The 21,081-nt window shown below is 53.8% G+C and carries 23 protein-coding genes; 14 read left to right on the top strand and 9 right to left on the bottom strand.

The features are described from left to right. A partial coding sequence (locus CAG65_RS22290) for a hypothetical protein (RefSeq protein WP_237668845.1) occupies positions 1 to 193 on the top strand: 193 nt, incomplete at its 5' end. A gap of 379 nt (positions 194 to 572) precedes the next feature. On the opposite strand, the gene CAG65_RS17180 is transcribed toward CAG65_RS22290, so the two are convergent. The 4 genes from CAG65_RS17180 to hemC are packed head-to-tail and all read right to left on the bottom strand — an operon-like array spanning position 573 to position 4,667. Further along, positions 573 to 1,754, bottom strand: coding sequence for a heme biosynthesis protein HemY (locus CAG65_RS17180; protein WP_161454403.1), 1,182 nt, complete (start codon positions 1,752 to 1,754; stop codon positions 573 to 575). Continuing rightward, on the bottom strand, positions 1,754 to 2,980 hold the full coding sequence (locus CAG65_RS17175) for a uroporphyrinogen-III C-methyltransferase (RefSeq protein WP_161454402.1): 1,227 nt from the start codon (positions 2,978 to 2,980) through the stop codon (positions 1,754 to 1,756). Before CAG65_RS17175 ends, CAG65_RS17180 begins: the two co-directional genes overlap by 1 nt. A gap of 13 nt (positions 2,981 to 2,993) precedes the next feature. Beyond that, positions 2,994 to 3,725: a uroporphyrinogen-III synthase gene (locus CAG65_RS17170; protein WP_161454401.1), complete on the bottom strand. Its 732-nt coding sequence runs from the start codon at positions 3,723 to 3,725 to the stop codon at positions 2,994 to 2,996. Positions 3,726 to 3,728: 3 nt separating this feature from the next. Further along, a complete protein-coding gene (gene hemC, locus CAG65_RS17165; RefSeq protein ID WP_161454400.1) occupies positions 3,729 to 4,667 on the bottom strand; it encodes a hydroxymethylbilane synthase in 939 nt (312 codons plus the stop codon). A 348-nt stretch (positions 4,668 to 5,015) separates the two neighbouring features. Between hemC and CAG65_RS17160 the strand changes: the two genes are divergently transcribed. Then, positions 5,016 to 7,544 carry a class I adenylate cyclase gene (locus tag CAG65_RS17160; RefSeq protein WP_040903184.1) on the top strand — a complete coding sequence of 843 codons (2,529 nt, stop codon included), beginning with the start codon at positions 5,016 to 5,018 and terminating at the stop codon, positions 7,542 to 7,544. Positions 7,545 to 7,588: 44 nt separating this feature from the next. Here the strand turns inward: CAG65_RS17160 and cyaY are convergent, their stop codons facing one another. Then, entirely contained in the window at positions 7,589 to 7,900 is a 312-nt protein-coding gene (gene cyaY / locus CAG65_RS17155) for an iron donor protein CyaY (protein ID WP_021707131.1), read from the bottom strand. Between the two features lie 75 nt (positions 7,901 to 7,975). On the opposite strand from cyaY, the gene lptM reads away from it, so the two are divergent. The 6 genes from lptM to yigB are packed head-to-tail and all read left to right on the top strand — an operon-like array spanning position 7,976 to position 12,558. Next, a complete protein-coding gene (gene lptM, locus CAG65_RS22480) occupies positions 7,976 to 8,104 on the top strand; it encodes an LPS translocon maturation chaperone LptM (RefSeq protein WP_040903185.1) in 129 nt (42 codons plus the stop codon). A gap of 34 nt (positions 8,105 to 8,138) precedes the next feature. Further along, entirely contained in the window at positions 8,139 to 9,392 is a 1,254-nt protein-coding gene (gene lysA / locus CAG65_RS17145; protein WP_161454399.1) for a diaminopimelate decarboxylase, read from the top strand. 10 nt (positions 9,393 to 9,402) lie between these two features. After that, complete coding sequence (gene dapF / locus CAG65_RS17140) at positions 9,403 to 10,233, top strand: diaminopimelate epimerase (RefSeq protein WP_161454398.1); 831 nt, start codon at positions 9,403 to 9,405, stop codon at positions 10,231 to 10,233. 9 nt (positions 10,234 to 10,242) lie between these two features. Beyond that, positions 10,243 to 10,944, top strand: coding sequence for a DUF484 family protein (locus CAG65_RS17135; RefSeq protein ID WP_161454397.1), 702 nt, complete (start codon positions 10,243 to 10,245; stop codon positions 10,942 to 10,944). After that, positions 10,916 to 11,845 carry a tyrosine recombinase XerC gene (xerC, locus tag CAG65_RS17130; RefSeq protein ID WP_161454396.1) on the top strand — a complete coding sequence of 310 codons (930 nt, stop codon included), beginning with the start codon at positions 10,916 to 10,918 and terminating at the stop codon, positions 11,843 to 11,845. Before CAG65_RS17135 ends, xerC begins: the two co-directional genes overlap by 29 nt. Next, positions 11,845 to 12,558 (top strand): 5-amino-6-(5-phospho-D-ribitylamino)uracil phosphatase YigB, encoded by a 714-nt coding sequence (gene yigB, locus CAG65_RS17125; RefSeq protein ID WP_161454395.1) that lies wholly within the window; start codon positions 11,845 to 11,847, stop codon positions 12,556 to 12,558. Before xerC ends, yigB begins: the two co-directional genes overlap by 1 nt. Here yigB and CAG65_RS17120 read toward each other — a convergent pair. Together CAG65_RS17120 and CAG65_RS17115 are read right to left on the bottom strand one after the other, a co-directional pair. Then, on the bottom strand, positions 12,544 to 13,140 hold the full coding sequence (locus tag CAG65_RS17120) for a tRNA-uridine aminocarboxypropyltransferase (protein ID WP_161454394.1): 597 nt from the start codon (positions 13,138 to 13,140) through the stop codon (positions 12,544 to 12,546). The genes yigB and CAG65_RS17120 overlap by 15 nt on opposite strands. Then, entirely contained in the window at positions 13,140 to 14,642 is a 1,503-nt protein-coding gene (locus CAG65_RS17115) for a COG3650 family protein (protein WP_161454393.1), read from the bottom strand. The genes CAG65_RS17120 and CAG65_RS17115 overlap by 1 nt, the downstream gene beginning before the upstream one ends. A gap of 40 nt (positions 14,643 to 14,682) precedes the next feature. On the opposite strand from CAG65_RS17115, the gene CAG65_RS17110 reads away from it, so the two are divergent. Next, on the top strand, positions 14,683 to 15,147 hold the full coding sequence (locus tag CAG65_RS17110; RefSeq protein ID WP_161454392.1) for an EVE domain-containing protein: 465 nt from the start codon (positions 14,683 to 14,685) through the stop codon (positions 15,145 to 15,147). A 44-nt stretch (positions 15,148 to 15,191) separates the two neighbouring features. Here the strand turns inward: CAG65_RS17110 and CAG65_RS17105 are convergent, their stop codons facing one another. Both CAG65_RS17105 and CAG65_RS17100 read right to left on the bottom strand, forming a co-directional pair. Next, positions 15,192 to 16,022: a Cof-type HAD-IIB family hydrolase gene (locus CAG65_RS17105; protein ID WP_161454391.1), complete on the bottom strand. Its 831-nt coding sequence runs from the start codon at positions 16,020 to 16,022 to the stop codon at positions 15,192 to 15,194. Between the two features lie 113 nt (positions 16,023 to 16,135). After that, complete coding sequence (locus CAG65_RS17100; RefSeq protein WP_021707142.1) at positions 16,136 to 17,143, bottom strand: alpha/beta fold hydrolase; 1,008 nt, start codon at positions 17,141 to 17,143, stop codon at positions 16,136 to 16,138. Between the two features lie 75 nt (positions 17,144 to 17,218). On the opposite strand from CAG65_RS17100, the gene rhtB reads away from it, so the two are divergent. From rhtB to CAG65_RS17075, 5 genes are all read left to right on the top strand, one after another. Beyond that, on the top strand, positions 17,219 to 17,836 hold the full coding sequence (rhtB, locus tag CAG65_RS17095; RefSeq protein WP_021707143.1) for a homoserine/homoserine lactone efflux protein: 618 nt from the start codon (positions 17,219 to 17,221) through the stop codon (positions 17,834 to 17,836). Positions 17,837 to 17,851: 15 nt separating this feature from the next. Beyond that, positions 17,852 to 19,078, top strand: a complete 1,227-nt coding sequence (locus CAG65_RS17090; protein WP_161454390.1) for an EAL and HDOD domain-containing protein — start codon at positions 17,852 to 17,854, stop codon at positions 19,076 to 19,078. A gap of 98 nt (positions 19,079 to 19,176) precedes the next feature. Next, complete coding sequence (locus CAG65_RS17085) at positions 19,177 to 19,518, top strand: metalloregulator ArsR/SmtB family transcription factor (protein ID WP_161454389.1); 342 nt, start codon at positions 19,177 to 19,179, stop codon at positions 19,516 to 19,518. Between the two features lie 24 nt (positions 19,519 to 19,542). Then, positions 19,543 to 20,559, top strand: a complete 1,017-nt coding sequence (locus tag CAG65_RS17080) for an ArsJ-associated glyceraldehyde-3-phosphate dehydrogenase (RefSeq protein ID WP_161454388.1) — start codon at positions 19,543 to 19,545, stop codon at positions 20,557 to 20,559. After that, on the top strand, positions 20,556 to 21,047 hold the full coding sequence (locus tag CAG65_RS17075; protein ID WP_161454387.1) for a cyclin-dependent kinase inhibitor 3 family protein: 492 nt from the start codon (positions 20,556 to 20,558) through the stop codon (positions 21,045 to 21,047). Before CAG65_RS17080 ends, CAG65_RS17075 begins: the two co-directional genes overlap by 4 nt. Positions 21,048 to 21,081 lie beyond the last annotated feature (34 nt).

The following is a 21,081-nucleotide window of genomic DNA, read 5'->3' as shown; positions in this document are numbered from 1 at the left end:
TTCTGGTCTTCGAGCAAACGAAGCCCGGTTGCTTGAAATCCCTACGGCTTTGCCACCTCTTTCAGACCCTAGCAGAAATGCTGGGGTCTTTTTGTTGGTGGGTAAGCCCGCTCCCTGTGATGAATGTGACGCCCGAGTCGCTCTCACGCGTTTCGAGCTGGAATCCTTCGAAACCCCCAGTGGTGAAGGTTGAGGTTGGTTGTGTATCGATAATTATTTTTTCTTTGTTAGGCCCCATTCTTGAAAGAGTTCTATTAGCCTAATCTCTGTGTTGTTTCTGTCGGCTCCGAAACCCTAGCCACTGTCATACTGGAGGGCTTGGCTCGAGTGTCCGTGACTCACTCCAAGACGAGTCAGACATAACCAGAATTTACATACGGAAGGTGTTCGGGTTCGATAAGACTTATGTTTGGCGGACCAAGTGTGTGGAGACTGGTGAGCTAGCAAAGCACCTTCTCTAATAGGAAAGAACGCTCGCTGTATACTAGGCCGTGTGAGGAAGCAGCTGTACAGGAGAATGAGTAAAGAAAAAGCCGCGACAGGGTCAGCGGCTTTTTGCGTCAGAGTACCGGTTAAGTGTGTTTCGCTAGCGTCAGTGCTTTGCGGGTGACTTCATGAGCGGCTTTGTTCAGGCTTTGCTTTTCAAGAGCATCAGCCAGATACGCATAATCCGAGACATTAGAGCGATGTGATAACGCGGCTTCCAAATGAGTCTGGGCCTCTTTCCATTTTTGATCTCGCAGATACAACTGTCCGAGCGCACTGTGCGCTTCCGCGTTGGTGGCCTCCCTACGTAAAGCATCTTGCAAGAATACTTCGACTGGGTGGCGATCGGTCAGGTTCATTTCTGGGATCAGGGCATACAGTTCAGGTATCGATTGTTTCTTCAATGCTTCTTTGACCACAGTGAATGCTTCGTAATCGGCTTTGCGTGCGATTAACTGACGGGCAAAACAATGCACTAAGTGGGTATCGTTTTTCAGTTTACGGGACAAACTGTTCCAGTGCTGAATGAGTCCCTCACTGCCTTTTTGCTCGGCGATATCACGCAACAGGCCGCATTGGGCTTTCTGACTCAATTCATCATGCTCTGATTGTGTGATCAGTTTGGCTTTGACCAGACTAGGCAGAAGCTCAATCAACGGCTGCCATAACTTGAGTTCTAAATAGACTCCCTTTAACAGGTCGATAATCACGCTGTTGGTTGGGTACTGACCTTTGAGCGTCGACAGCGTGTCGAATGCTTCTGCATATTGCTTGGTGCGGATTTGCTGTTTCGCTTTAGTCAGTTCAACAGCCAGTTTTGCGTCTTCTTGTTGCCCGGCCAGTGCCAGATACTCATCCCGCTTTTGGGTATCGCCTTGGCCCAGAGCGGCTTCCGAGGCGACCAGGTAGCACAGCAGCGGCATGTCGTGATGATTGGCCCAGCGCGTCACTTTTTTCTCGGCGGCTTTAAAGTCCCCTTCCAGAAGTTTGATGATGCCCTCATTGGTGTAACGGCGGGAGCGACGCTGCTTACGTACATTAAACCAGTTCCAGGTGACGGAGCTGGCGTACAAGGCTTTCTTGATCGTGTACTCAAGTGCAAAAAGTGCGGCCAGTGCCGCGATGATAAAGATCACCAGTGTGGTCACGCTCATTTCTATGGTTTTGTCGGCGATGGAGATGAGGACGTATCCCTGCTGACCGGAGTATTGAGTGCCGACGAACAGGCCCGCTCCCAAAACAACAAAGAGAAATATTATCCGGAACATTATTTCTCCTCCGTGATCAATGTGGTTACTTCACGACGCAGTCGCTCTGTGATTACACGGTTCAGAATATCTTGAGTTTCCAGCTCGACTGGATACTCGACCTGGATCTCTTGTTTACCCAGCTGTTCCAGCACAGCGTTAAAATCCCGGACGCCTTTATCTTTTTGGTTCAGGTAGTTGCCGGACCACTCCAGGGCAGTGGACAAAGCGGAGGTGTACACTGGCTGTTGTTCCTGATACACCGCGCGGATCGCGGTTTCCAGTTTGGCTTTGATGTTTTCTTTGAGGTAAAAATCTTGCTCAGGCGTCAGCAACGGAACGACATTACCATCGCGGGTACGGAAAGTGATGAAGTTTTCACTGAAGTCTTTCAGCGAGGTCATCAGATTGGTCTGCCAATCATTGATGTCATCCGAAACTGGCTGTTCGTCTGCGTGGGCTTCTTTCGGCAAAAGCGCGTTCGCTAGGGGCAGGCGGTCAACTTTTTGTTGCAGTGCCGTGATGCGCAACACCAGTCCGTCACGATCGACCAGCGGAATCGATTTAAGATCCGTGATGTCGTTGGCCATGGCTTTGCGTAGCGGTACCAGGCTTGGATCGTTGAGCGCCGCAATACGTTGATCGGCACTTTCCATCAAGCGAGTTGCGGTCTCCGCATCGTGCTCAAGAAACAGTTTACGACCGGCCAGTTTGACCAAGTAATTGGCTTCCGCCAGCAGCCAGTCATTCGGGCGGCGACCTTTCACATCGGCAATCGCCAGTTGCAGGCTTTCAATGCTTTTTTGTTGCTGGGTCAATACGGTTTCCGCACGATGGGTGATTTCGGTTGCCTTTTTAACTGTTTGTTGCTTCATGCTGTCCAGATCGGATTGCATTGCTGTTTGGGCTTGAGCTAACTGGGTCTTCAGGGCTGAAATCTGTGCCTGATATGCTGCGTCTTTCTGGCTGGCGTGGTACGCCAGACCACCGCTGAGGGCAATGGAAATCACAATCGCAACAATGCCAAGTTTCACGCCGCGTTTGGCTTGTTTTTCCGCATTAGACGTTGATTTGCCCGCTTCTGACGCGGCGTCAGAGCGGGAGGATTGTGATGCTTGAGCGGGTTTGGCTGGCTGAGCATTGTCCTTATTCTCGGCCTTGCTTTCAGGCGATGTGGTGTCAGCGCCTGAAGTCGGGGATGTTTTCTCTTCAGGGTCAATGTGCTCATTGTTATTTTTGCTTGTCATTGCGTATGTCCTGTTATGTGAGCTGGAGAGCTTTCATTATTTCATTGTTTGATGCGCCACCGACATTGACGACGTGGCGAAAGCCAAGCTGATGTGCTTGTGTGCAGATCCTTGCACTCGGCACCAGCAAGCGTTGTTTCTGCACCCACGGCTGTATCGCCGCGGGAAGTTGCGCAAATAGAAAACGGAGTTGTTCGGCACTGGTCACGACCAGCGTATCTACCTGTTGCGCTTGCCAGTCGGCGACGCTGCGTTTGGCGTCGAAGACCAGGTTGTGTCGCTGGTATGCTTCCAGGTAGTGAACATGCGCCCCTCTGGCGGTGAGGGTATCGTAAATCAACTCACGTCCCCCGTTGCCGCGCAAAATCAGTATTTTCTTATCCTGCACTTGTTGCAACTGCGGCAGTTGCAATAAGTGCTCGCTGTCACTGATGTCCGGGTAGTGTACTTTTTGTTGCGTGGCTTTGCTTAAAACGTGCGCAGTTTTTTGACCAACGGCAAGGTATAGGGTGTTGGTCGGCCAGGGGTGTTGGTTTTGAGACAGTGTCAGGTCGGCAAAATGCGCGGCGTGTTGGCTCACCGCAATGAGGATGTCGCTGTGAGGAAGACGCGTCAGCAACTCACTTAGTTCGCGTCCGGGATCAATGCTGATTAAAGGATGATAAATCGCTGGCTGGCCGACCTGAGCCAGTTGTTGGCAGAGCTGTTGCCCCGCCGGCGCGGGGCGGGTGACCAACACCGTCATGGTTTACTCGTGATCCTCATACAAGCGGGTCAGAATGGCTTTCGCTCCCTGATCAAGCAACTGCTGCGCCAGTGTGACGCCGAGTTGTTCCGCCTGCTGGCGATGCCCGCGTATTTCACCGCGTATAATTTGGGAGCCGTCTGGCTCACCCACCAGAGCGCGGAGCCAGAGCTCATCGCCATCGAGCAGCGCATAGCTGCCGATCGGTACCTGACATCCGCCTTCCAGTGTCAGGTTCATGGCCCGTTCGCACTTGACCCGGTCAGCGGTGTCTGGGTGGTTGAGGGGTGCCAGAAGGGTCAGCAGACGCTCGTCATCCAGACGGCATTCGATACCAACAGCGCCCTGGCCGACGGCTGGCAAAGATTGTTCTGGTTCAATAAAGCTCCGAATGCGTGACTCCAGTTCGAGACGCTTTAAACCAGCCGCGGCCAAGATGATGGCGTCGTATTCGCCTGCATCGAGTTTACCCAGCCGTGTGCCCACGTTACCACGCAGCTCTTTGATCACCAGATCGGGGCGATACTCTTTTAACTGACATTGACGGCGCAGACTGCAGGTGCCGACAACGGCGCCTTGCGGCAGATCATCGACATTGTGGTAAGTATTGGAGACAAAGGCATCACGTGGGTCTTCACGCTCACAGATGGTGACCAGTCCCAAGCCGGGTGGAAAGTCGACCGGAACGTCTTTCATCGAATGCACGGCCAGATCGGCACGCCCTTCCAGCATCGCGACCTCAAGCTCTTTAACGAACAGGCCTTTACCACCGACTTTGGCCAGTGGTGTATCCAGAATCACGTCACCTTTGGTCACCATGGTGACCAACTCCACCTCCAGGCCCGGGTGAGCGGCTTGCAGGGCGTCTTTAACAAAGTGAGCCTGCCATAAAGCGAGGGGACTTTTTCGCGTGGCGATTCGGATAGGAGTGGACTGTGTCATGGGTATCCTGTTGTTCGGTGTATAATGCTCTAATCCTACCATTCCCTGTGGGAAAGTCTCATCTCTAGATCGCGAGGCGGACAAATTGGCATGTAAGCCAGGCTGCATCGGCAAAAGAATGTGATTAAAGTCTCAACTCGGCGATGTGTGATTATCAGATCGATCAGTTGCGTACCACACTATGTCGAAATCCAATATGACAGAGACGTTTCAACGTCAGACGAGCGCAAGAGTTCGTTCATTTCTTTACCAATCGAAATAAAAGTGTTAGATTGATCACGTTTTGTCGGTGCGATAGAATAAAAGTTAAACAGAGCACCTTAAAGAATTGAAACCAAGGACTTGACCTTGAAGGCGTACACCCAGACCCTGATCCAGCGTTTAGACAAACTGAACCAGCAACGCAGTGAGCGTGCGCTGGCTCTTATGGACGTGCAAAGTCAGCGTGTCTTCCACCTGATCCCGGTCCTGTTTCATTTCAATCATCCCATTCTTCCCGGTTACCATCACGATGACGTCCCACGCGGGGTGTTCGGCATGGCGTTCAATGACGTGCAGCAGCAATTCATTGAAGAAACCGAACTGACGATCGGTCAGTCTCTCAACTCCCCAGCGCAACATGACATTCTCGGTCTTTATACCATGGGCAGTACGTCTTCGATCGGACAGAGCACATCGAGTGATCTGGACATCTGGGTGTGCATTTCACCGACGATGGGCAAAGACGCGCGTGAGGTGCTGATCCGTAAATGCCTTCTGATCACGGAGTGGGCTAAAAGTCAGGGGGTGGAAGCCAACTTTTTCCTGATGGATGAGACGCGTTTTCGCACCAATCAGTCGGAAGAGATGACGGGGGATAACTGCGGCTCGTCACAACATTTGCTGTTGCTGGACGAATTCTACCGCAGCGCGGTACGCCTGGCGGGCCAGCGTCTGCTGTGGCAAATTGTGCCGCCGGAAATGGAAGAGTGCTACGACGAATACGTTGCCAACCTGTGTCGCGAAGATCACATCGACTGCAGTGAATGGATCGACTTCGGTAAACTCAACTGCATTCCGGCTGAAGAGTATTTCGGCGCGAACTTGTGGCAGTTGTACAAAAGTATCGACTCGCCCTACAAGTCGGTGTTGAAAGCGATTCTGCTTGAAGCGTATTCGTGGGAGTACCCGCACACTCAGTTATTGTGTATTGATACCAAGCGCCGTTTCTTTGCGCATGAGCCGGATCTCTATGGTATGGATGCGTACTATCTGATGCTGGAAAAAGTGACCCGCTATCTGGAACGTATTCAGGATGAAACCCGGCTGGATCTGGTGCGGCGCTGTTTTTATCTCAAAACCCACGAAAAATTGTCGCGTGAGCCGGGTGCCGGTTCTGTGCCCTGGCGCCGTGCGGCACTGAGTGACATGATCAGTCGTTGGAATTGGGATGCCAACACACTGGTGGAGCTGGATAATCGCCGCAACTGGAAAGTAGAACAGGTCAAAATAATGCATCATCAGTTGCTGGATGCACTGATGCTCAGCTATCGTAACCTGATCCAGTTTGCCCGTCGCAATGACATTACCTCGGCTATCAGTCCTCAGGACATCAGTATTCTGGCGCGTAAGCTGTACGCGGCGTTTGAGGTGCTGCCGGGCAAAGTGACGCTGCTCAATCCCCAGATCTCTCCGGATTTACATGAACCGGATCTGACGTTCATTCAGGTACCGGAAGGACGCACCAATAAATCTGGCTGGTATCTGTACAAGCAACCCCTGGTGCCGCATCGCATTCTTGGTCAGCCGAGTCTGGAGCACAATGAATACCTGAGCAAACTGGTCGCCTGGGCGTTTTTTAACGGCATGATTACCGAATCAACCCGGCTGCATTCTGTGGTGCGTGACTCGCACCTGGACATCGATAAGTTTTATCAGATGGTCAGCGATTTGCGGAATACGTTTTCACTGCGCAAACGTCGCCCGAGCATGCAGGCACTGGCCAGTCCGTGTGAAATCAGTCAGTTGACCATGTTCATCAACTTTGAGAACGATCCGACGCAATCCCTGCAGGGTAAAGCGCTTAAGGTGGACATGAAAAACATCGATATCTTCAGCTTTGGCCCACAGCAGAAAAATCTGGTTGGCAGTGTTGACTTGGTGTATCGAAATTCCTGGCATGAAGTGCGCACATTGCATTTTAAAGGTGAGACGGCCATTCTGGACGCGTTGAAAACGGTATTGGGTAAGATGCATCAGGATGCGCTACCGCCGGAGTCGGTCGATGTGTTCTGCTACAGCAAGAACTTGCGTGGCGTGATGCGCAACATGGTCTATCAGTTGCTGGCTGAATGTATCGACTTGCGCCTCAAGCCCGTGGAACCGGAGAAACGTCGCCGTTTTAAAGCCTTGCGTCTTGGTGACAAGATGTACGGGTTGTTCTTCGAACGGCGCGGTGTGTCGGTACAGAAGCTGGAGAACTCGGTCGATTTCTATCGCTGTATCTCCACCAATAAGCTCAATGGTTCTCCCTTGCTGGTGCTCGACCGTGAACAGGATTACCAGTTGCCGGAAGTGGTGGATGGTTTTGCCAGTGAAGGTCTGATCCAGTTCTTCTTTGAAGACACCGAGCAGGGGTTCAATATTTTTGTGTTGGACGAAGCCAACCGGATTGAGGTCTACCACCAGTACAGTGGTGAGAAAGATGAGATGATCGCCAGCGTGAACAGCTTTTATACTTCGGTGCGTGATGACGATTGTTTGTCGTCGCAGTTTATTAACTTCAACCTGCCGCAGTATTATCAGATTGTGCACCCTGAGGACGGAGAGAGCTACATCGTGCCATATCGCAACGATGGTTGCGCCTACACCAAGCCATCGCGCGCAGTGAACGCCTGATAAAAAAGAGCCTTTTGGGCTCTTTTTTCGTTGTGGTGGACAGCTTACCAGTCGATGGATTCGCCGGCGTGTTTCTCGCACTCTTGTTTCACCATGGTGATGAATTCCACGCCGGTCTTGGAGCAGATCCACTCTGCGTCTTTGAGTTGAAAGTGAAAACCGCCCGATTTGGACGCCAGCCAAATCTCGTGCATCGGCTCCTGACGGTTGATGATGATCTGGCTGCGATCGTCAAATTCCAGAGTCATGACATTGCCGCTGGTCTCGTAATCGATGTCCGCGCCTGACTCATCAATTGCTTCTTCAATGATTTGCAGCTGGGAATCGACCAGTTGATGAAATTCAGTATCGTTCATCCTTTCTATCCTATTGCTTTTCCTGAGTGTGGTGCGATTATAGGGGGCATTGAATCAATAATCACGATATGCAAAATGAAAAAATCTATTATGGCGTTGTTTCTGTTATCGGTAATGGGACTGGCAGGCTGTGGTCAGACTGGCCCGTTGTACTTCCCGGAAGACGCTCAGCAGAATCAACCAGAGCAAGACCAGGCTCAATAACGTCATTTCAGTCGAATTTATAAGGGATAACACTTTGGATTATTTCAACTATCAGGAAGATGGCCAGCTTTGGGCCGAAGAAGTTGCGCTCGCCACTCTGGCTGAGCAGTACGGCACGCCACTTTATGTCTACTCACGCGCGACGCTGGAGCGTCACTGGAACGCGTTTGATAAATCCGTTGGTGAACATCCACATCTGGTCTGTTATGCCGTTAAGGCCAACTCCAATCTCGGGGTACTCAATGCCCTGGCGCGCCTTGGCTCTGGGTTTGATATTGTTTCCGGTGGAGAGCTAGAACGCGTGGTTGCCGCAGGCGGTGATCCGGCCAAAGTGGTTTTCTCCGGTGTGGGCAAAACCGAAGCGGAGATGAAGCGGGCACTCGAGCTCAACATCAAGTGCTTTAATGTGGAGTCGGAACCGGAGCTGGAGCGTCTGAATAAGGTCGCGGGAGAGCTGGGTGTCAAAGCGCCGATCTCACTGCGTATCAATCCAGACGTGGACGCCAATACTCACCCTTATATTTCGACTGGTCTGCGCGACAACAAATTCGGCATCGCTTTTGATCGAGCGGCGGATGTGTACCGGTTTGCTCAAAGCCTGGATAACCTTAATATCCAGGGCATCGACTGCCATATCGGCTCACAACTGACCAATATTGCGCCGTTTATTGATGCGACGGATCGTCTGCTGGCGCTGATCGATCAACTCAAAGCTCAGGGTGTGAATATCAAGCATCTTGATGTGGGCGGTGGTCTGGGGGTGGTGTATCGTGATGAACTGCCGCCACAACCGTCGGAATACGCCAAAGCGTTGCTGGCCCGTTTGAGTAACCATCAGGATTTGGAGCTGATTTTTGAGCCTGGCCGGGCGATCGCTGCCAATGCCGGCGTGTTGCTGACCCGAGTCGAGTTTCTCAAACACACCGAACACAAGAATTTTGCCATTATTGATGCGGCGATGAACGATTTAATGCGTCCTGCCCTGTATCAGGCGTGGCAGGATATTGTGCCGGTCTCCCCGCGACAGGGGGAAGCGGTGACCTACGACTTGGTTGGCCCGATCTGCGAAACCGGTGATTTCCTCGGCAAAGACCGCTCGCTGGTGCTGGAAGCCGGCGATCTGCTGGCGGTGCGATCTGCCGGGGCTTACGGCTTTGTGATGTCATCCAACTACAATACCCGCACCCGTGCGGCGGAAGTGATGGTCGATGGCGATCAGAGTCATCTGGTTCGTCAGCGTGAGACACTGTCCAGCTTGTGGGAACTTGAACACTTGCTTCCGGAGTAATAACACCAATATGCACTTCCATTTTTCCAAAATGCATGGTCTGGGCAACGATTTTATGGTCGTTGACTGCATTACCCAGAACATCTTTTTTTCTCCTGACTTGATCCGTCGTCTGGCGGATCGTCATACCGGTGTCGGCTTCGACCAATTGCTGGTGGTTGAAGCGCCGTACGATCCGGAAACCGACTTTCACTACCGGATTTTTAATGCCGATGGCAGTGAAGTTGAACAGTGCGGCAACGGGGCACGCTGCTTTGCCCGTTTCGTCCGGATGAAAGGTTTAACCAATAAGTTCAGTATCAGTGTCAGCACCAAGAAAGGTAAGATGATCCTCAGTGTGGAAGACGATGACCAGATCACCGTCAACATGGGGGTTCCTGAATTTGAACCGGGCAAGATTCCGTTTCGAGCCAAGCAGACAGAGAAAACCTATATCCTGCGTGTTGAGGACAAAACCTTGTTCTGTGGCACGGTCAGTATGGGGAATCCGCATGTGGTGACCGTGGTCGATGACGTAGACCATGCCGATGTGGAAACACTCGGACCGTTACTGGAATCGCATGATCGCTTCCCTGAACGGGTCAATGCTGGTTTTATGCAAGTGGTCAACCGCAATGCAGTGCGCCTGCGCGTGTATGAGCGTGGCGCTGGTGAAACGCAAGCATGCGGCAGTGGTGCCTGCGGCGCGGTGGCCGTGGGTATCATTCAGGGGTTACTGGATGACAATGTTACCGTGAGTTTACCGGGTGGTGAGCTGCGTATTCGCTGGCAGGGACCAGGTCAACCCTTGTTCATGACCGGTCCGGCGACCCATGTGTTCGATGGTCAACTGACGTGTTAAGGAGAGATTTTGGCTCACATTGAAGCAGATGCTCTGACCGCTGAGGTCGTGGCGGAGTATCTTCGTGATAACCCCGATTTTTTTCTTCATCGCCAGACCTTAGTTGAGAGTCTGGCACTGCCCAGCCAGGAGCAGGGCGCCGTGTCTCTGGTTCATGTTCAGCTGAGCCGTCAACGTCAGCGAATTGAAGAGCTGGAAGAGGAGATCACCACCCTGATGTCGCTTGCCGCCAGCAATGACCGCACGTTTCATGAATTTATGCAGCTGCAGGAGCAGATTTTGCGTTGCGCTACGCTCAGTGAGGCACTCAAGGCGATCGAGAACAAAGCGCGTGAGCTGAATCTGCGAGCGTACGTGCGCCTGCTCCGTCGTGAAGACGGGAAATACGCACTGAGTAAAGAGCAATACCAGCGTTTCGCCACCAATCACCTGAACGGCAAGCCGGCGTATCTGGGCCGGATGCGCAAAGCGGATCGTCTGGCGCTGTTTGGTGAGCATGCCGCGGCTCCGGAGATGGGATCCTACGTGGTGTTACCACTGCAAAAAGGCCAGCCTCAGGGAGTGTTGGCATTCTCCAGCGAAGAGGGCGGGCATTTTCAGCCGCACATGGATACGCTGTTTTTGCGTCATTTAGCGCTGGTGCTGGCGCACCTGATCGAGACCTTACCCTGGACAGAGACTCATGAACGAGCAACCGGCTCTTCTGCCTGAGCGGCTGCAGGCACCGCTGACGAGGTTTTACGAATACCTGCGCAGCGAAAAAGGCCTCAGCCTGCATACCCAGCGTAATTACAAGCAGCAACTGGAAACCATGGCGCACCACCTGGTTCAGATGGGGCTGTGCGACTGGCAACAGGTGGACGCGGCCTGGGTACGGCAACTGGCGAGCAAAGGCATGCGCGAAGGAATGAAAGCCAGCAGTCTGGCGACGCGGCTTTCTTCTTTACGCAGTTTTTTTGATTTTCTTATCCGACGTGGTGAGATCAGCGCCAATCCAGCCAAAGGGGTGTCTGCCCCGCGCAAGCAGCGTCCGTTGCCCAAGAACCTCGATGTGGATGAAGTGGGTCAGCTACTGGAAGTGAACGACGATGATCCGTTATCGATTCGCGATCGGGCGATGATGGAGCTGATGTACGGGGCGGGGCTGCGATTGGCCGAAATGGTCAGTGTTAATGTGCGCGACGTCAGTCTCAATTCCGGTGAGCTGCGTGTGGTTGGTAAAGGCGACAAGGAGCGCAAAGTCCCGTTTTCCGGTATGGCGCAGGAATGGGTGGCTAAGTGGCTCAAAGTACGTGCCACGCTGGCGAAAGCGGAAGAGCCGGCGCTGTTTGTTTCTAAACTTGGGGTACGCATTTCGCATCGAAATGTGCAAAAACGCATGGCGGAATGGGGACAGAAACAGTCAGTCAACAGTCACATCAGCCCGCATAAACTGCGCCATTCGTTCGCCACGCACATGCTGGAATCGAGCAATAACCTGCGAGCGGTGCAAGAGTTGCTCGGACACGAAAACATTTCCACCACGCAGATCTATACCCATCTCGATTTTCAACACCTGGCTCAGGCTTACGATCAGGCGCACCCACGCGCCAAAAAGAAAGGGAGCGACTAATGCAGTGTTACCGCCAACTGAATCCGGTCAAAGCGATGACGTTTGATCTTGATGACACTCTGTATGACAACCGGCCGGTGATCCGTCGGGTCGAAGAGCAGATGGTGGTCTGGCTGCACACGCATCATCCGCTCACCGCCAGTGAGTCACATAACTGGTGGACGGCACTCAAAATTCGTCTGGCTCAGCTTGAACCGGCATTGCGGCATGATGTTACGTTATGGCGTTTCCGGCAAATTGAGCAGGGGCTGATCGAACTCGGCTACACTCCGGCGCAGGCTGAACTTGCGGCACAGGCAGCCATTGAGGAAGTCTTGCGTTTGCGCAGTGATTTCACCGTGCCGCAGGAAACGCACCGGGTATTGGGGCAACTGGCCCAGCGTATGCCGCTGGTGGCGATCACCAACGGCAATGTGGATGCCGAGCGAATTGGGTTAGCGGGCTATTTTCAGCGGGTACTGAAAGCCGGTCCGGATGGTCGTGCTAAACCGTACCCGGATATGTTTGACCAGGCTCGTGAACAGCTCGGTCTGGACGCCGCTGAGATCCTGCATGTCGGCGATCATCCGGTGACCGATGTGGCTGGGGCACTGGATAATGGTTTTATGGCTTGCTGGTTCAATGACCAGCCGGCGAATCTGCGCGAGAACCGCAAAGCGCGTTTGTTGCCACACTTGACGATCAGCCGCCTGGAGCAGTTACTCGCGCTGTAGAGCATGGCCGCTTTTGTCGGCCTGATAAGCGTCCATTGAGACCCGCAAAAAAGCCCGCAGAGCGGTGGCACTGGCGTACTCTTCTGCGGCGGTCAATAGTTCACACCCCACTTCCAGCGTACACAGATGGCCCGTCTCCTGATTGCGCCGCAGACGATAAGCGGAATCTTCCGCCGGGCTGAGGTGCACTTGTGGCAAAGCTTGTAGCCACGGGCTTTTACGCAACATTTTGCGCGCTTCTTGCCAGGTTCCATCAAGCACGATGAACAGCGCTGCTTTTCCTAGACGCTGGCCGTTATGCCAGGCCTGTCCGGCGCTGACACTGTGCGTAGCCGGGAACACCAAATAAGGCGTTACGTCACCACAGCTCATGAGCCGCAGCAGATCGGCTGGCGGGGTAACCCGGCTCCAGCGATAACGGTGGCAATGGGGTAAGCTTTTGGCCAGCCAGTGACCGGTATTGGTGGCCCGTTCAAACTCATTGTCGTGGGTCAATAAGGCCAGTCTGACCGCACTGTCAATATGGGGCAGGGCTGGACAAATGCACTGATGGTGCAGGCCGCAGTCAGGACAGGGGGCCATTACAGCGCCAGCCCGTGCAGAGCAGGCGACAAGCCATCGGAGAACAGGGTTGTCTCGCTGATGTTGGCGGCATCGGCTTGCGGCGCGGTGCTGGGGTTGAGCGGGTAGCGCTTACCATTGTAGCGCAGCACATGATCGGCCGCTTGTGCACCGCCACCACCGACGTTCAGGATCAGATCCTGCCAGCCCTGATGTTGCTGTGTGCCGAGTGTGAGCGGCGTGCGCACCAGAGTGACCCGGCTGTTGATGTGCCACTGCTGGGTGCGTTTTTCAAAGATCAGTAAGGTACAGCCCCCCGAACCGCACCAGTCGAGCTGAGTTAACAGCTCCGACTGACCGTCGCCATTGAGGTCATAGGTCAGCCAGCGGTAGTGCGTGCCTGCGGCAGGGTTGTTGGTTTGTTTGAGGTATTGACGCACGGCCTGATCGACCTGAGGGTCAAACGTATTGCTCGACGGTATGGACTTTGGGTCAGTGCCTGCCTGACTGCCGGCACGATACAGTTGCAGCCCGCCGTTGGCGATCGGATACACCAGGGTACCGACTTTTTCTTTGTCGGCACTGAGGGTGTCACCGGTGCGGGTGAAAATTCGCTCTGACAGCAGATACTGGCGCTGGTGTCGGGTCATCATTACCTGAACCTGTTCCGGATTGAGCGGCTGCCAGTAACCGGTTTCCACGATACTCGGATCGCCGTTGTTGTAATCGTAACGGGTCGTGGCGGAGTGATCGGTGTTGAGTTCCAGTGTGATGCTGAAGTTACTGGTCTGCGTGGATTGAGCTTGATACTGACCAATCCAGTGCTGGCTGCCATCGGCATTGGCGAGTGTCGCACAGCCTTGATAGGTTTTGTCATTCAGTTCCAGTGTCGAGCGCCAGGCGTAGATACTGTCGCTCATGCCATCGCTGCATGCTGCTCGCTCGAGAGTCAGTTCCCCGCCTTGCAGGCGGTACTGGCGGGTATCGCTCTCAATACGGCGCGATTCAATCGCGACTGGTTGAGCCGCGCCACCAGGCGTGCGCACTACCAGTTGTTGCCCCTCAAAACTGGCGCTCCAAAACGGCTCGGTGCCAAACGCACGGGTCGGGCGCGGTGACTGATCGCAGCGTTGTGGATTTTCTGCGCTGACTAGGTTGAGGTGATCGACTTGAAACCGGGCAGTGAAATCGGCGTCGGGGCCGGTGCGGGTTGGAAGCAGCAATTGGCCGACCACTTCGACGTACAGGGGCTGATAAGGGGAGTGGGACAGCGCCTTGGCCTGCTTGAGTTGCTCCGGAGATAATTCCAACCAGTATTGTTGGTTGCTGCCGCACGGCATCAGTGTGCGTGCTTCACTCCCTATCACAGCCTGACCGCGCAATATGAACGTCTGAGGAACGATGGTGTCTGGTTGATCCAGACTGGCTTTGGTCATCGGTTCACCGACCTGCGTGCTGGTGGTGGAACAGGCCTGCAACGCTAACAGGGCGGCAATCGTGGCTGGGTTTCTCAACGCCTTCATGGTATATCTTCCTCGTGACACAAACTGACTGGACTTGATTATGGCATACTGGCTGTTTAAAACCGAACCAGACACCTTTTCTATCGATACTCTGCGGATACAACATACCTCATGCTGGGAAGGCGTGCGTAATTATCAGGCAAGAAATATGTTGCGCGATCAGGTCAAGGTTGGCGATCTGGTGCTGATCTACCACTCTTCTTGCAAACAGGTGGGGGTGGCGGGCATTGCCCGGGTGACCAAAGCGGCGTATCCGGACCACTTTGCCTTCGATCCTGAAAGTGATTATTACGATCCGAAATCCACACCGGACAATCCCCGTTGGGTGATGGTGGATGTGGAATTCGTGCGAAAAACGCAGCGCATAATCCCGCTGTCGGTGTTAAAAGCGATGCCGGAGCTGAGCAACATGCCGCTGGTAAAACGCGGCAATCGCTTATCGGTGATGCCGGTCAGTGAGGAGGAGTGGCCGGCGATTCTGCGCAAGGAAACGGTGAATGGATAGATAAAGCAGCCAGAGTGGCTGCTTTTTTGATGCGTAGGAATGGTTCAGTCGAGTAAGTGATCCGCCAGATAGTGGGCGACCGCATCATCGGTATTGGCGCCAATCACCTGGTTGTCCGGCAGCGCCTGCTTGACCTTAATATGAGAAGTGCCCATCACCAGCCCTTTGCCCGCCATCGACAGCATTTCCACGTCGTTCATACCGTCGCCAAACGCAATGCAATTGTCCAGTGTGTGGCCGAGAGATTTCGCCACTACCTGCAGCGCATGGCCTTTGGACACGTTGGCAGCCATCACTTCCAGACACCAGGGGGTGGAAAACGCGACGTTGAGGCGCTCGCCGAACTCGACGTTTAGCTGATCTTCGTATTGCACCAGATGCTCATGATCCTGTGCCGGGTGGGTAAAGAAGACTTTTGCCACGCCCTCGGTTGGTGCGTGGTCGATATCGAACAGAGAGTAGCTAAAACCGGAATCTTTATGGAAGTTGCGCAGCAGTTCATCTTCCTGGCTCATCAGCCACTCTTCATTGCGGTAGATGTGCACCTGAATGTCCGGATCCTGTTTCACCATGTTAATGATGGCCTGCACCAGTTCAGGCGGCACGTTGTCGCTGAACATCAACTGGTCATTCTGATCGTGCACCCGGGCACCGTTGGAGGTGATCATGTAGGCCGGGATACCCGCTTGTTCTCGGATCCCGGCGACGTCGACATGGTGACGGCCAGTCGCGAAGACAAAGGTGTAGCCCTGCTGATGCAGCTGTTTGAGTGTGTGTTTGGTGTAGTCACTCAATTGATGGTTTGGCGCCAGTAAGGTTCCGTCCAGGTCCGAGGCCACAATGTGGAATGGAGTCTTTGTGCTAGCCGTGGTCATATCACCCTCATCAAAACGCTAAGCCGCAGTGGCCGCATGCCACTGCGATAGAGAAACCAGTCTACGTCAAATTGAGGAAGAAAAAGAGGGTAAAATCCTCACAGAAGATTTCCTTATTTTGCTCGCGTGGATCCGTGGCGGTCGAAAAACGCGAGCAGACTGTCGAGTGCCTGATTGCGGCAGCGATCGATTTCAAACAACAGTTCATGGCGGCTGCCCTGGATCACCTGCAGCTCGCAGTCCGGATTGGTTTTACGCAGTTTACGGATAAATACATCCTGAGCTTTGTTACTGACGATCGTATCCCGCTCAGCCTGAAGCAGCAGAAACGGTAAAGTTAACTGGCGGGTCAGCAGAATGCACTGTTTCGCGGCCAGTAGTCCCTGCCAGACCCAACGCGTGGACGGTCCGCCAATTTGCAGCTGTGGCATGCGGTCATACAGCTCGCGGAACCAGCGATAACGCACTTCACTTTGCGTCAGAGGGTTGATCTCAAACGGTTTCGGATAATAAGCCTGATGACCGGGTGCGTAAGTCGGTTGGGCGTAGATGGTGGTCATTGCCATGCTGAGTGGAACCGCTATCGGAGACAAATACCATGGAACACTGACGCCGTACATTGGTGCGCTGACGGCGATCGCATCAAACGAATGTTGCGGATGGGTCTGCAGGTAGCGGGTAGCAATGGCGCCGCCCATCGAATGTGCCAACAGAAACCGTTGTTCGTAATGGGTCAGGTCGAAGTGGGTGAGCAGGCGCTCCATATCGAGAATGTAATCTTCAAAGTCGTTGACGTGTCCCATTTGCGGGTCGCCAAGCATCCGGTCTGACAGCCCTTGACCACGGTGGTCAAAGGAGTAGATGTCGTAGCCTTGCTGAAACAGGTCGTAAAACAGCTCCTGATATTTCCACGCGGCTTCGATGCGACCGTTGACCACCACAATCGCTTTGTTGTGCGAGTCACAGGTCAGACGACACCAGTAGAGTTTTGTTTTATCGAAAGATTTTATAAATCCTTCTTCTCTCCGCTGCCAGAGGTCAGCAATATTGCCATTCATGGCTTGCTCAAAGGTGCACTCTTGAGTATAAGAATGACTATCAATTGGACTCGAAGAATTCATTGTATCCTGTTGGAACCGCGATGAACTGAGTCCCAATTATGTGTGCCTGTAGTCGTTTAGTCGAGGGAAAATACCATGGATCTGCATGTTTGGTTAGCGTATGTCGCAACAGCAATCGTCTTCAGTCTGGCGCCGGGATCCGGTACGGTGAATTCGATCAGTAACGGATTGAGTTATGGGACACGCAAATCCCTGGCGGCGATTGCCGGCCTGCAGGTTGGCCTGGCATGCCACATAGTGTTGGTAGGGGCGGGGATTGGGGCTCTGGTGGCCAAGTCAGCACTGGCGTTCACGGTGATCAAATGGGTGGGAGCGGTGTATCTTATCTGGCTTGGTATCCAGAAGTGGCGCGATCACAGCAGTCTGGCGACAGTCACGGATGGCGCAGCGCTGCCGGCGCGCACCTTGTTGAGAAAAGCAGTGCTGATTAATCTGACCAACCCGAAATCGATAGTGTTTCTGGTGGCGCTGTTCCCGCAGTTCATTGATCCGGCTGGCAACCAGTTGACGCAGTTGATGATCCTCGGTGTCACTACCGTTGTGATCGATTCGTTTGTGATGCTCGGTTACACCAGCCTGGCGTCACAGATGGGGCGTTTTATCCGCTCTGAGCGGGTGATGAGCAAAATTAACAAAGTTTTCGGTTCAATGTTCATGGGATGTGGGGCATTATTGGCGGCCGCTAAAGCGTGATAAGAGCCCGGTGTAATGCGCGAAACGTTTGTTGCCCGACAACCGATTTTTAATGCCAAGCGGCACACCTTAGGGTATGAGCTGCTGTTCCGTGACGGGGAAAACAATGCCTTCCCCGCTCACGTGGAATCGAATCGCGCGACGTACCGACTGATCGTCGAAAATTTCCTGTCACTCGGCACCAATCCGGGGATTACCCGCTCACGTTGCTTTATCAATTTTCCCTATCAGGCGTTGATCCGCCGCCTGCCTCTGGTGCTGCCTAAAGAACAGGTGGTGATCGAAATTCTGGAAACCTGTCCGCCGGACGACGCGCTGTTTGATGCTGTACGCGAGCTGTACCATAAAGGCTATCTGCTGGCGCTGGACGACTTTGTCTACAGCCCGGACTGGGAGCGCTTCCTGCCGTATGTTCAGATCATTAAGCTCGATATCATGGCCATGGGGCTGGAGCTTGCGTGTGAGTTTGTTCGCCAGCGTCTGGCGCGCGGTTCAAAACGCCGTTTTCTTGCTGAGCGCATCGAAACGGAGGCCGAGTTTGTGGCCGCGCGTGCCGCCGGGTTCTGTTTTTTCCAGGGCTATTTCTTTGCCAAACCGGAAATGATTCGCCAGCGCTATGTCAGCCCTGAGCATCTGCTGGCAATGGAGCTGTTTCGCGAGGTGTGCCGCCCGGACGTGGACTTCGAAGCGGTGGAACGGATTGTCTCTCAGGATGTGGCACTGTCGTACAAGTTGCTGCGTTTCGTCAATACATTATCGGATCGCCTGGAAGTGGCGATCACCTCATTTCGTCAGGCGCTGGTGTATCTGGGACAGGACCGACTGAAAATTTTCGTGTCGCTGGCGGTAGCGTCGTTCGTTGCCACCCACAAACCCAAAGAAGTGTATAACCTGTCGCTGCAACGTGCGCAGTTCTGTCTGCTGATGTCTTCTCAGCCACAATTCGTTGGGCACCGTGATCAGGCCTTTTTAATTGGTCTGTTCTCGGTACTGGACGCGCTGCTGGATACGTCTTTGGAGGCGCTGGTGGAACAACTGCCTTTGTCTGACGAGATCAAAGCTGCCCTGCTGCAACGCAGCGGTCCTTACGGTACTTTGCTGTCAGTGGAAGAGTGTTTCGAACGTGCAGACTGGTCCGGATTGCGTGAGGCGTGCGTGCGTGAAGGGCTGAATGTCGAAGCTGTGGTGAGCAAATTGTCTGAAGCGCAGCGCTGGAGCCAGGACCTCAACAAGCTGATCTGAGCCTCTCAATGAACCTTTTGTGACAATCGACGTGGCCGGATTGACCTGATGGTTTGGTAAGTTAATATATACGCATATCCATATATGAGTATGTGTTAATGCTGCCACATCAATTTTTTAAGTTGCTGTCTGACGAAACCCGGGTGCGCTGCCTGCTGTTGATCATGCGTGCACAATGTCTGTCGGTTGGTGAGCTGACCGAAGCATTGCAGGAAAGTCAGCCCAAGATTTCCCGCCATCTTGCTCAGCTGCGTGCCAGTGGGCTACTGGTGGATATCCGCCAGGGGCAATGGGTGTTTTACCGGCTGGCTAATGATCTGCCGGGTTGGATGCGCAAACTGATTGATGATCTGGTGGCGTCTAACTGTCTGCGCAGTGAATATCAACAGGATCTGGATCGGTTACTGGCCGCAGAAAACCGCCCGGTTTGCTGCGTCTGAATTTAGGTGAAAGAGAGAATCAACATGACAATTAAAGTCGGAATTAACGGATTTGGCCGCATTGGCCGCCTGGCTTTGCGTGCCGCGTTTGACTGGCCGGAACTGGAATTTGTCCACATCAATGACGTCGCCGGCGATACGGCTACCCTGGCGCATCTGCTGGAGTTTGACTCTGTGCAGGGACGCTGGCATCACACGGTTGAAGCACAAGGTGGCCAGTTGTTGATCGATGATCAGCGCATCACGACCTCTCAGGAGCGCGAGATCGCTGCGGTAGACTGGTCTGAGTGTGATGTGGTGATTGAAGCCACGGGCGTGCATCGCAAAACGGCATTCCTCACTCAGTATCTTGAGCAGGGCGTGAAACGTGTTGTGGTGTCGGCACCGGTGAAAGAGCCAGGGGTTGCCAACATTGTCGTCGGCGTCAACGAGCACATCTTCGATCCGCAGAAACACCGTATCGTGACCGCAGCGTCTTGCACCACCAACTGCATAGCGCCAGTAGTGAAAGTCATTCACGAAGCGCTGGGTATTGAGCAGTCCTCGTTTACCACTATCCATGATCTGACCAACACCCAGACCATTCTGGATGCGCCGCATAAAGACTTGCGGCGTGCCCGCGCATGTGGGATGAGCCTGATCCCAACCACCACAGGCAGCGCCACGGCGATTGTGGAAATTTTCCCGGAACTGGCGGGCAAAATCAACGGCCATGCGGTCCGCGTGCCACTGGCGAATGCGTCACTGACCGACATCATCTTTGACGTCAAACGCGACACCACGGTCGATGAGGTGAACACCTTGCTGAAACAGGCCAGTGAAGGGGCGCTGAGCGGTATTCTGGGCTTTGAGGAACGTCCGCTGGTGTCGATCGATTACAAAGGCGACCCACGTTCCACGATTGTGGATGCGTTGTCGACCATGGTGGTGGGGACGCGCATGGTGAAAATCTACGCCTGGTATGACAATGAAATGGGCTATGCGACCCGCACCGCTGAATTGGTGCGTAAAGTGGGCCAGGCTCCGGAGGTAACGGCATGACGCATCCAAGTTGGGCGCTGCCGCTGGCCGGCAGTGCATTGGTGCTGACGCCGTGTCCGGGGACCAAAGGTGTTGAGTTGGCGGACTCACTGCAACAGCTGTATGCCCAAGGTGTACGGGCTGTGGTGACGGCCATCAGTGACGATGAGATGGCTCAGCACGGCGTCACGGCGCTGGGTACCCTGACCCGCTCACTGGGCATGGAGTGGTATCATCTGGTGATTGAAGACGATTGCGCGCCGGATGAGGCGTTTGCTCTTGGCTGGTCAGAAGTCAGTCCGGCACTGCACCAGCGTATTGAGCAGGGCGAGAAAATTGCGTTGCACTGTATGGGTGGTTCAGGTCGCACTGGTCTGCTAGCGGCGCATCTTCTGCTGGAAAAGGACTGGTCGCTGGAAGAGATCATCGCCCGCGTTCAGGCACTGCGCCCTAGCGCCTTCACCAAGTCGGTACAACTAGACTATGTCCGTTCTTTGGTGCATGTCTAGGGGCGTCGGGAGTATTTGGGTTGCCATGATCCAA

Origin of the sequence: Vibrio sp. V39_P1S14PM300 (assembly GCF_009904765.1) — a bacterium.
Lineage (GTDB): Bacteria > Pseudomonadota > Gammaproteobacteria > Enterobacterales > Vibrionaceae > Vibrio > Vibrio proteolyticus.
Note: the sequence above shows the minus strand (reverse complement) of the source record. Positions and strands in the feature narration are given on the sequence as shown.

Excerpts from the sequence above, each read along its gene's own strand:
- xerC (WP_161454396.1), top strand. The coding sequence starts at position 10,916 with ATGAACGAGCAACCGGCTCTTCTGCCTGAGCGGCTGCAGGCACCGCTG.
- CAG65_RS17075 (WP_161454387.1), top strand. The coding sequence starts at position 20,556 with ATGACGCATCCAAGTTGGGCGCTGCCGCTGGCCGGCAGTGCATTGGTG.
- CAG65_RS17115 (WP_161454393.1), bottom strand. The coding sequence starts at position 14,642 with ATGAAGGCGTTGAGAAACCCAGCCACGATTGCCGCCCTGTTAGCGTTG.
- rhtB (WP_021707143.1), top strand. The coding sequence starts at position 17,219 with ATGGATCTGCATGTTTGGTTAGCGTATGTCGCAACAGCAATCGTCTTC.
- CAG65_RS17110 (WP_161454392.1), top strand. The coding sequence starts at position 14,683 with ATGGCATACTGGCTGTTTAAAACCGAACCAGACACCTTTTCTATCGAT.
- CAG65_RS17100 (WP_021707142.1), bottom strand. The coding sequence starts at position 17,143 with ATGAATTCTTCGAGTCCAATTGATAGTCATTCTTATACTCAAGAGTGC.
- CAG65_RS17175 (WP_161454402.1), bottom strand. The coding sequence starts at position 2,980 with ATGACAAGCAAAAATAACAATGAGCACATTGACCCTGAAGAGAAAACA.
- dapF (WP_161454398.1), top strand. The coding sequence starts at position 9,403 with ATGCACTTCCATTTTTCCAAAATGCATGGTCTGGGCAACGATTTTATG.
- hemC (WP_161454400.1), bottom strand. The coding sequence starts at position 4,667 with ATGACACAGTCCACTCCTATCCGAATCGCCACGCGAAAAAGTCCCCTC.
- cyaY (WP_021707131.1), bottom strand. The coding sequence starts at position 7,900 with ATGAACGATACTGAATTTCATCAACTGGTCGATTCCCAGCTGCAAATC.
- CAG65_RS17090 (WP_161454390.1), top strand. The coding sequence starts at position 17,852 with ATGCGCGAAACGTTTGTTGCCCGACAACCGATTTTTAATGCCAAGCGG.
- CAG65_RS17120 (WP_161454394.1), bottom strand. The coding sequence starts at position 13,140 with ATGGCCCCCTGTCCTGACTGCGGCCTGCACCATCAGTGCATTTGTCCA.
- CAG65_RS17170 (WP_161454401.1), bottom strand. The coding sequence starts at position 3,725 with ATGACGGTGTTGGTCACCCGCCCCGCGCCGGCGGGGCAACAGCTCTGC.
- CAG65_RS17180 (WP_161454403.1), bottom strand. The coding sequence starts at position 1,754 with ATGTTCCGGATAATATTTCTCTTTGTTGTTTTGGGAGCGGGCCTGTTC.
- yigB (WP_161454395.1), top strand. The coding sequence starts at position 11,845 with ATGCAGTGTTACCGCCAACTGAATCCGGTCAAAGCGATGACGTTTGAT.
- CAG65_RS17085 (WP_161454389.1), top strand. The coding sequence starts at position 19,177 with ATGCTGCCACATCAATTTTTTAAGTTGCTGTCTGACGAAACCCGGGTG.
- CAG65_RS17105 (WP_161454391.1), bottom strand. The coding sequence starts at position 16,022 with ATGACCACGGCTAGCACAAAGACTCCATTCCACATTGTGGCCTCGGAC.
- lptM (WP_040903185.1), top strand. The coding sequence starts at position 7,976 with ATGAAAAAATCTATTATGGCGTTGTTTCTGTTATCGGTAATGGGACTG.
- CAG65_RS17080 (WP_161454388.1), top strand. The coding sequence starts at position 19,543 with ATGACAATTAAAGTCGGAATTAACGGATTTGGCCGCATTGGCCGCCTG.